Raw genomic sequence first — 8,284 nt, 5'->3', positions numbered from 1 at the left:
TTGCCGACTGGGCATGCTGTACGCATGCCCTCCTCGAACAATGAACGCTTTGCGGGCAAATGACATTTGCCCGCCGGCGTTCTTGTTCGAGGGAAAAGGCAGAAAAGCTTATGTTCAGCCATATGATTCTATGTTTTTTAGTAAAATAATGGATAATCAACACTCGTGATAAAGGATGTTAGCCTTCAGCGCTGACAGAACAGCGATCTGAAGGCTAACGGAATCGTTGAACAGCGACTATTTGTTCAATGCTGCCTTAATTTCTTTTTCCATGTTGGCAACCGCTTGCTCAACTGTTAATTGTCCTGCAATAGCTTTTGATACGTTGATTTGGATAATTTCTGATACTTCTGGATAGTTCGGAACAACCGGGCGTGGCACTGCCGCATTTAAAGCGTTAACAAATCCTTCTTCAGCAAAGAACGGATTGGCTTTTAAAATATCTTGATCTTTAAACAATTCTGGAAGTGTTGGTGCTAAACCGCCATAAATCGCTGAGATTTTTTGGCCTTCTGGTCCTGTCATAAATTTCACGAATTCCCAAGCTTCTTTCGGATGTTTTGAATATTTGTTGATCGCTGTCATCCATCCGCCTAATGTCGCCGCTGAACCTTTGTCACCTGCTGGAAGCGGCGCTACGCCGACTTTACCAACAATTTTCGATTGTTCTTTATCGTTCGCTAACGCATATTGGTAAGGCCAGTTGCGAATGAATGGCGATTGTCCTTCGATGAACGCTGTATGCGATTCAGGTTCTGTAAATGTTGTAATATTGCTTGGCACAACGTTAGATTTGACGATTTCCACCATCTTTTTCAAACCTTTAATGGTTTCTGGGCTGTTAACAACAACGTTATTGTTTTCATCCACGATTTTTCCGCCGTACGAAGCGATAAATTCAACTGCATTACATACTAATCCTTCGTACTGTTTTGCTTGCATTAAATAACCGAATTGAGTGCCGCCTTTTCCTTTTAGTTCTTTTGCTGTTGCTAATAACTCATCCCACGTTTTTGGCACTTTATCTTGCGGAACAAGGTCTGTGCGATAGAACAACATCCCGGCGTCGATGAATTTTGGCATCGCCCATTGTTTGCCGTTAAAGTTACCAGCAGCTAATGCCCCTTGGTTATATTTGCTTAAGTCGATTCCGTCTTGCTCAATGAAACGGTCTAACGGCAACGTATAGCCTGCTTGCGCAAATTCCGCTGGCCAAACTACGTCAAGATCCATCACATCAATTTCAGACGATTGAGCATTTAACATTGTGACATATGCATCGTGTTGTTTTCCTGTATCTGCAGGCATTTCCCGGAACTCTACTTTAATATTTGGATGAGATTTTTCGAATGCTTCAATAATTTTTTCTGTCGCTTTTGTCGAATCTTGACCGCGTGCATAAACGATTTTCACAACTTCGCCTGATTGATCTGCTGTTTTTGTATCGTTTTTATCTTTTGCTTTATCTGTGGCATTTTGACCGCTAGAGCATGCCGCCAATCCAAGTGTAAGCGCTAACATAGCAGAAGATACTTTCATCGCTTTTTTCATAAGTATACCCCCTATATTATTGTGAACGATTTCAGATATCGATCCCATACCCTTAAGCTACAATTTTGCAAGCTTGTTTGAAACCGTCGACTCTCTTACGATCAGTTTGAGTGGAAATTCATATACTTCGCGCTGCTTATACTTTCGAGAGTGAATTTTTTCGATCATGACTTCCAGTGCTTTTTGCGCCATTTTGTCGACTGGTTGATGAACGGTTGTGATCGTTGGTTTCATTAATTCCGTAATCTCCTGATTGTCAAATCCCACTACCGCCAATTGCTCAGGAACGCTACATCCGTGCTTGTTCGCCTCCGAAATAATTCCGGCCGCTACTTCGTCGCTGCCTGTAAATACAGCAGTTGGTGGATTAGAAAGCGCTATCATTTGATGGAACACGCGTCTCCCATCTTCGCTATGAAACGCATCGCGGAACGCATACTGCTCGTCAAACTCAATTCCGTATTCCGCAAGCGCTTTGCGAAACCCGAGTTCACGATGGCTAGCGACATTGCTTCGCGTGCTGCCGCGACAATATGCAATACGGCGATGGCCTTGTTCAAGCAAATGCTTTGTCGCTATATACGCTCCGTGCACTTGATCAAGCATCACAGATGGAACATTTGCTTGTTCGTCAAATTCGTTGCATAGCACGATCGGACCGTAATCTAAAAACGGCTCAAGCACCTTCCAGTCATTTTGAATCGACGCAAGAACTACACCATCTACTTGTTTCATTTTTAACAAATTCATGTAATTTAATTCTTTTTCGGGCGAATATCTCGTCTGACAAATGATGAGTTGATAGCCTTGCTCAGCAGCCGCGATTTCCATCGACTCCACTAATTGGCTGAAAAACGGATTCATAATTCTCGGAACAAATAGCGCAATGACATCCGTTTTTTGGCTTCGCAAACTTCTAGCGGAAGAGTTCGGAACATATCCGAGCTGATTCATCGCTTCAATGACTAATTTCCGCTTATCTTCAGATACATACGGATGATTGTTAATCACCCTTGATACCGTCGTTCGCGAAAGCCCTGCCAATTTGGCTACATCTTCAATCGTTGACATGCTTACTTACCCTCCTTGCTTGCAAAAATGCAGCACCACCCCGGTTACTGAAATCGTTTTCATATTTGAATTATAATGTACTTTGTCCAAACATTCAACTAGTAACATCAAAATTTTTTTGATAAAGAAGCTCCTAATGCGATCATGCCTTAGGAGCTTCTGTCATATTTTGCGTCATTGTATAAAATTTCCGTTTATGTTGAACAGTAAAATATAAAATCGTTCCGATCGATAACACGGCGATAAAAATCGCAAGGATCGCTATATTTTCCCACATAAACGTAAAATCACCGCTCGAAATGACCGCTTTAAAACCAAATACAGAATATGTCATTGGTAAGTACGCGTTGAAAGGCTGTAACGTTTTCGGAATTAACTCGAGCGGGAACGTTCCAGCACTTGTCGTTAATTGTAAAATCAAAATGATGATTCCAACAAACCGGCCCGGATCTCCTAATGTCGTTACAAGGAACTGTATTAACGTAATAAACGTAATGCTTGTAATGATGCTAAAGATGATAAAATTCGGTACACTTTGCACGTCAAGTCCGAGGCCAGCAAGCAGCACTGTATCGGCCAGCAACGCCTGAATGACGCCAACAATAACTAAAATGCTAAATTTGCTTAAAAACCAACTCAGTCCAGAACTTGGGATGCCTGCCGGTTCGCGCAATGGAAAGACGATCGATAAAAGAAGCGCGCCAACAAATAAACCTAATGATAAGAAATACGGTGTGAATCCGGTTCCGTAATTCGGCACGTGGTAAATTCGTTCGTTTTTCATTTTCACCGGTTCTGCAAACATATGATAAATGTCGTTGTTTGCTTTCACGTCGCCTGCTTTTTTCGCTCCGTCAGAAAGTTTAGCTGCTAGTTCTTTTGAACCGTCATCAAGTTTTTTCATGCCGTCCACAAGTTGATCGGAGCCGTCAGAAAGTTGATTCACACCATTAGAAAGTTGGGAAATTCCTCCTTCTAACCGCGCCATTCCGCCTGACAATTTTTCAGCCCCAGCAGCTAGCTGGCTAACTCCATTTTGTAACCGAGTTGAACCATCTGCAAGTTCGCGCAACCCCGATGACAATTGACCGCTTCCGCTAGCAAGTTGGGATACACCATTTTTCGCTTCGGCCATTTTTTCACCAAACGCTGTTAACCCTTGGACGACTTTTCCTTGTCCTACTACAAGCGCATCAGCTCCTGCGACAAGCTTTTGTTGCCCTGCAAAAAGCTGTTCGATCGCTTGGTTGAAAGCAAGCCCGCCTTCATAGAGCTGAGATGCACCTGAAACAAGTTGATCCGCTCCTGTCTTTAATGCACCCGCTCCGTCAGAAAGCTGTGCCATTCCTCCAGCCACTTGTTTGCTTCCTTCAGATAACGGCAACAAACTATTTTTTAACGTTTGCAATGTTGCTTTTTCGTTTGCATCTGCTGTTTGAGCGATTATCGCATCCAGTTGGGCAATGATTTGCTGTAATCCGTCACTGACTTGCACCGCGCCTGCTTTTGTATTTTCCGCCCCTTGTTTCCATTGTTCCAACGAGGAAGCAAGGTTGCTAGCCCCGTTTTTCAACTGCAATGTACCTGTTGTCAATTGCGGCACTTTTTCTTTCATTTGCTCCATTCCGGCAAGCGACTGCTTTAACCCTCCGGAAAGCTGTTTTGTGCCATCTTCTACTTGTTTCGCCCCATCGAGCAGCTGCGATTGGCCTTCCTGCATGCGAACAAATCCGTCATTTAACTGTTTTAGGCCCCCGTTTAAACGTTCTGAACCATCACTTGCTGATTTTAGGCCGTTTTCAAACGCAAGAGATTTTTCGGCCAATACTTTTAAGTTTTTATAAATTTCCGCTGCACCATTTTTCGCAACATTAGCACCTTGCTTGAGCTGCCCGCTTCCTTCTTTTGCTGAATGAAGGCCGTCTTGTAATTTCACAGCTCCGTCTTTCGCGGCAGAAACCCCATCATGCACTTGCTTTGCACCATCACTTGCATCTTGAAGCCCTTTCGCCATCTTTTGCACGTTGTCAAACATCGTTTCCGCATACGTAGCCGTCACCGTATGCGAAAGCTCTTCTTTTATTTTTTCAACTGCTGTATTTCCGATTTGCGCCGATAAAAAGTTAAAGCTCTCATTCGGCATGTAGATAAGCGTCATTCGTTTCGGGTGTTCATCTTGAATCGTTGTCGCATTTTCCGAAAAGTTTTCCGGAATTTTTACAACCATATAATATGTTTGTTGTTTTAACCCTTTTTCCGCCTCTTTTTCCGACACAAAATGCCACGCAAACTTTTTGTTTTCTTTCAATTTTTTTACCAATTCATCCCCAATTTCAAGCTTTTCCCCGTTAAATACAGCTCCTTTATCATTATTGACAACAGCCACCGGCAGTTCATCTAAATGGGCATACGGATCCCAAAAAGCCCATAAAAACATCCCGCTATACAACAAGGGGATAAACAACACTGCAAGCACAGGAACGAGCACTTTTCGATTCGTTGCCATCGATTTTAGCTCTTGAACAAATAATGAAATACTTTTCATCTTCTCCCTCCTTTGTACAATTGACCGTTTTGTTCATTTAGTCATTTTTTCGAAAAAGAAGAAGGACTATCTATTTTGACAATCCTTTCAAAAAATACAGTTCGAACAATTCCGCGATCTTTTCTTCCGACAGCGGTTTATGGTCTTTTTCCCATTCAAATACGAGAGCGATATACATTTTCAACATTAAAAACGCCGTTATTTCCGAATCACACTCGCGAATTTCTCCTTTTTGCATCGCCTGTTCAATTTTCCCGCGAATATACGCCAAAATAGCTCGGTCGAGTTTTTTCATCACTTCTTGAACCGCAGGTGTGCCGATATCGCGCACTTCTTGGAGAAGTTTAATCGTTAGTTGATGCTGTTTGCGAAATTCTAAAATGCGATATAGCGCGCGATGAACGTTTTCAAAAAATGGCTGATCAGGATTCATCGCCTGTTCGGCCGTTGCTTTAATTTCTACAATTAACGAAGAAATAATTTCGTCTAACAAATCTTCTTTACTGCTAAAAAATGTATAAATCGTCCCTTTTCCGACATTTGCCAATTTTGCTACTTGCTCCATCGTCGTCGCTTTATAGCCGAAAAGCGAAAAAGATTTCGTAGCAGCCTCAATAATTTGCTTTTTTCGATTCACTGACATGGTCCTCATCCTTTAAACTGACTAAATGAACAATTTGGTCATTTCGTAAAAACATCGTATCATAACGCTCAAAAAAAGTAAAGAGGCTAACTATTAATTAGTTAACCTCTACTGCCGCTTGTTTATTCATTTGCAAATAATCCAGCACTTTTTTTACCGCTTCCTCGCCTTGGTCAATGCAGTCAGGCAATCCTAATCCTTCATAAGAGCTTCCTGCTAAAAATACGCCTGGGAGTTGTTCGGTCATCTTCGATTTTATCATTTCCATCCGTTTTTTATGTCCTACAATATATTGTGGCATCGCTTCTTTCCATCTGGAAACAACCGCAAATTCAGGACGGTCGGTAATGCGCATGATTTTATTTAAATCATCTAGGACTACATTGACGATTTCATCATCGGATTGTTCCACAATCGCTTCATCTCCTGGACGTCCAACATAGCAGCGCAGTAAAGCTTTTCCTTTTGGTGCGGTATGCGGCCACTTTTTGTGCGTCCATGTGCAGGCTGTGATCGTATAATCGCTACGCCGCGATACAACAAACCCTGTTCCATCAATATCTTGTTTAATAGAAATTTCTGGAAATACAAGTGCTACCGTAGCAACCGATGTCGACGGAACTGTTTTAAACGGTTCAAAAAATGAATGTGCCGGAAACATGAACGGAACCGTTTGATGCGGAGTGGCAATCACGACACTGTGAGCCGTCCATACATCCCCATTGCTCAAATATAAGCGATAATCGGCGTGCTTCTTTTCTATTTTTTCGACGCGAATACCTTTTACTACACTGCCGGGCTCTAGCCTTTTTTCCACTTCATCAACCAATGACTGCAGCCCTGTTGTTAACGTTTGAAAAATTCCTTTCTTACTTTGTTTATTTTCTGTTTTTGGTGTCATCCGTTTCGTTCCAAGCACAAGACTTCCATGTTTTTGTTCGATGTGGAAAAACTGCGGGAATGTCGCCATCAAGCTCAATTGATCGATATCGCCGGCGTAAATTCCCGACAAAAGCGGCTCAATTAAATTTTCCACCACTTCATCGCCGAGTCTGCGACGGAAAAATTGTCCTAGCGACAAATCGCCTTCTACTTTCGTCGGCGGCAAAATAAAATCAAAGGCAGCCCGCAATTTCCCAAGTGGAGAAAATAAACCAGTCATCACAAACGGACGTATTTTCGTCGGGATTCCCATAACAGCTCCGCCTGGGATCGCATATAACTTTCCGTTGACAAGTATATAAGACTTTCCCGTTGCATTATGCACGATTTTATCTTGCAGCCCTACTTCATGAATGAGACGTGAAGCGCTTTGTTTTCGCGCTAAAAAAGAGTCAGGTCCGCGCTCAATCACAAATCCATCACGAACAACCGTTTGAATTTTTCCACCTAATCGATGTGTTGCTTCAATGAGCTTACATTCGATCGGTATCTGTTGCTCCTTAATCGCTTTTTGTAAATAATAAGCTGCTGTGGTTCCGGTAATGCCGCCTCCGATCACCACAACCTTTTTCTTTTCCTCGCTCACCGTTTCATCGCCTTCTTTACATGTTTTAAAACAACTGTTGCCAATGCATCAATAAACTGCGGATGAGCATTTGGCATGTCTGGGCGATAATAGTTCGCCCCAATTTCATCTGTTACATTTTTACATTCGATATCATTGTCATAAAGCACTTCTAAATGATCAGCGACAAACCCGACCGGAACATATACAAATGATGTATATCCTTTTTCTTCGTGCAGCTGTCTTGTTAAATCTTGCACATCAGGTTCGAGCCAAGGTTCCGGCGTATTTCCTGCGCTTTGCCAGCCGACCGCATAATGCTGTACTTCCGCTTTTTCAGCAATCATACGGGCTGTTTCTTGCAGTTGTTCCGGATACGGATCTCCCGTTGCAATGATTTTTTCAGGCAGACTGTGCGCCGATACAATCAGTACAGCTTTCCCCCGCTCTTCTTCGCTCATTTGTCCGTATACTTCTTTCACTTTTTCTACCCAATATTGAATAAACTTCGGCTCTTCATACCAGCTTTCAATCGCATAGATCACAGGGCCGCCTAATTTTTCTGCTTCCGCCTTCGCACGTGTATTATACGATTGAATGCTAAATGTTGAAAAATGCGGAGCAAGCACGATGCTGACCGCTTCGGTGATCCCATCGTCATACATTTGCTGTACCGCATCTTCGACAAACGGCTCAATATGTTTTAACCCTAAATACATACGAAATTCGATCTCGTTTTGTATTTCATTTAGCCGTTTTTCCAACGCTTCTGCTTGCTCTCGTGTAATTTTCGCAAGCGGAGAAATGCCGCCGATCGCTTCGTATCGCGCTTTCAAATCGTGCAACATGTCAAAAGACGGTTTGCGCCCATGCCGAATGTGCGTATAATATCGCTCAATATCCTCTTCTTTATACGGGGTGCCGTAAGCCATTACAAGCAAGCCCATTTTCTTTTTCGTCATCGATC

Annotated in this window: 6 protein-coding genes; all 6 read right to left on the bottom strand. The window is 42.7% G+C overall.

All coding sequences use genetic code 11. The annotated features are described in order from the left end of the window. Positions 1–237: 237 nt before the first annotated feature. The 6 genes from HNQ34_RS12010 to hemH all read right to left on the bottom strand — a co-directional run bounded on the left by HNQ34_RS12010 (position 238) and on the right by hemH (position 8,279). The gene (locus HNQ34_RS12010) at positions 238–1,551 is read right to left on the bottom strand and encodes an ABC transporter substrate-binding protein (protein WP_183254863.1); all 1,314 of its coding nucleotides are present in this window, start codon (positions 1,549–1,551) and stop codon (positions 238–240) included. Positions 1,552–1,608: 57 nt separating this feature from the next. Beyond that, positions 1,609–2,622, bottom strand: a complete 1,014-nt coding sequence (locus HNQ34_RS12005; RefSeq protein WP_183254862.1) for a LacI family DNA-binding transcriptional regulator — start codon at positions 2,620–2,622, stop codon at positions 1,609–1,611. A gap of 142 nt (positions 2,623–2,764) precedes the next feature. Further along, positions 2,765–5,167 (bottom strand): YhgE/Pip domain-containing protein, encoded by a 2,403-nt coding sequence (locus tag HNQ34_RS12000; protein WP_183254860.1) that lies wholly within the window; start codon positions 5,165–5,167, stop codon positions 2,765–2,767. 70 nt (positions 5,168–5,237) lie between these two features. Next, a complete protein-coding gene (locus tag HNQ34_RS11995; RefSeq protein ID WP_183254858.1) occupies positions 5,238–5,810 on the bottom strand; it encodes a TetR/AcrR family transcriptional regulator in 573 nt (190 codons plus the stop codon). A 97-nt stretch (positions 5,811–5,907) separates the two neighbouring features. After that, a complete protein-coding gene (gene hemY / locus HNQ34_RS11990; RefSeq protein WP_183254856.1) occupies positions 5,908–7,338 on the bottom strand; it encodes a protoporphyrinogen oxidase in 1,431 nt (476 codons plus the stop codon). Then, positions 7,335–8,279, bottom strand: coding sequence for a ferrochelatase (gene hemH, locus HNQ34_RS11985; RefSeq protein WP_183254854.1), 945 nt, complete (start codon positions 8,277–8,279; stop codon positions 7,335–7,337). Before hemH ends, hemY begins: the two co-directional genes overlap by 4 nt. Positions 8,280–8,284: the final 5 nt, after the last annotated feature.

The sequence above is a fragment of the Anoxybacteroides tepidamans genome (genome assembly GCF_014201465.1).
In the GTDB taxonomy this organism is placed as follows: Bacteria; Bacillota; Bacilli; order Bacillales; family Anoxybacillaceae; genus Anoxybacteroides; species Anoxybacteroides tepidamans.
This window is presented reverse-complemented; position numbering and strand designations above follow the sequence as displayed.

Coding starts and splice junctions, on each gene's coding strand:
- HNQ34_RS12010 (WP_183254863.1), bottom strand. CDS start 1,551: ATGAAAAAAGCGATGAAAGTATCTTCTGCTATGTTAGCGCTTACACTT.
- HNQ34_RS12005 (WP_183254862.1), bottom strand. CDS start 2,622: ATGTCAACGATTGAAGATGTAGCCAAATTGGCAGGGCTTTCGCGAACG.
- HNQ34_RS12000 (WP_183254860.1), bottom strand. CDS start 5,167: ATGAAAAGTATTTCATTATTTGTTCAAGAGCTAAAATCGATGGCAACG.
- HNQ34_RS11995 (WP_183254858.1), bottom strand. CDS start 5,810: ATGTCAGTGAATCGAAAAAAGCAAATTATTGAGGCTGCTACGAAATCT.
- hemH (WP_183254854.1), bottom strand. CDS start 8,279: ATGACGAAAAAGAAAATGGGCTTGCTTGTAATGGCTTACGGCACCCCG.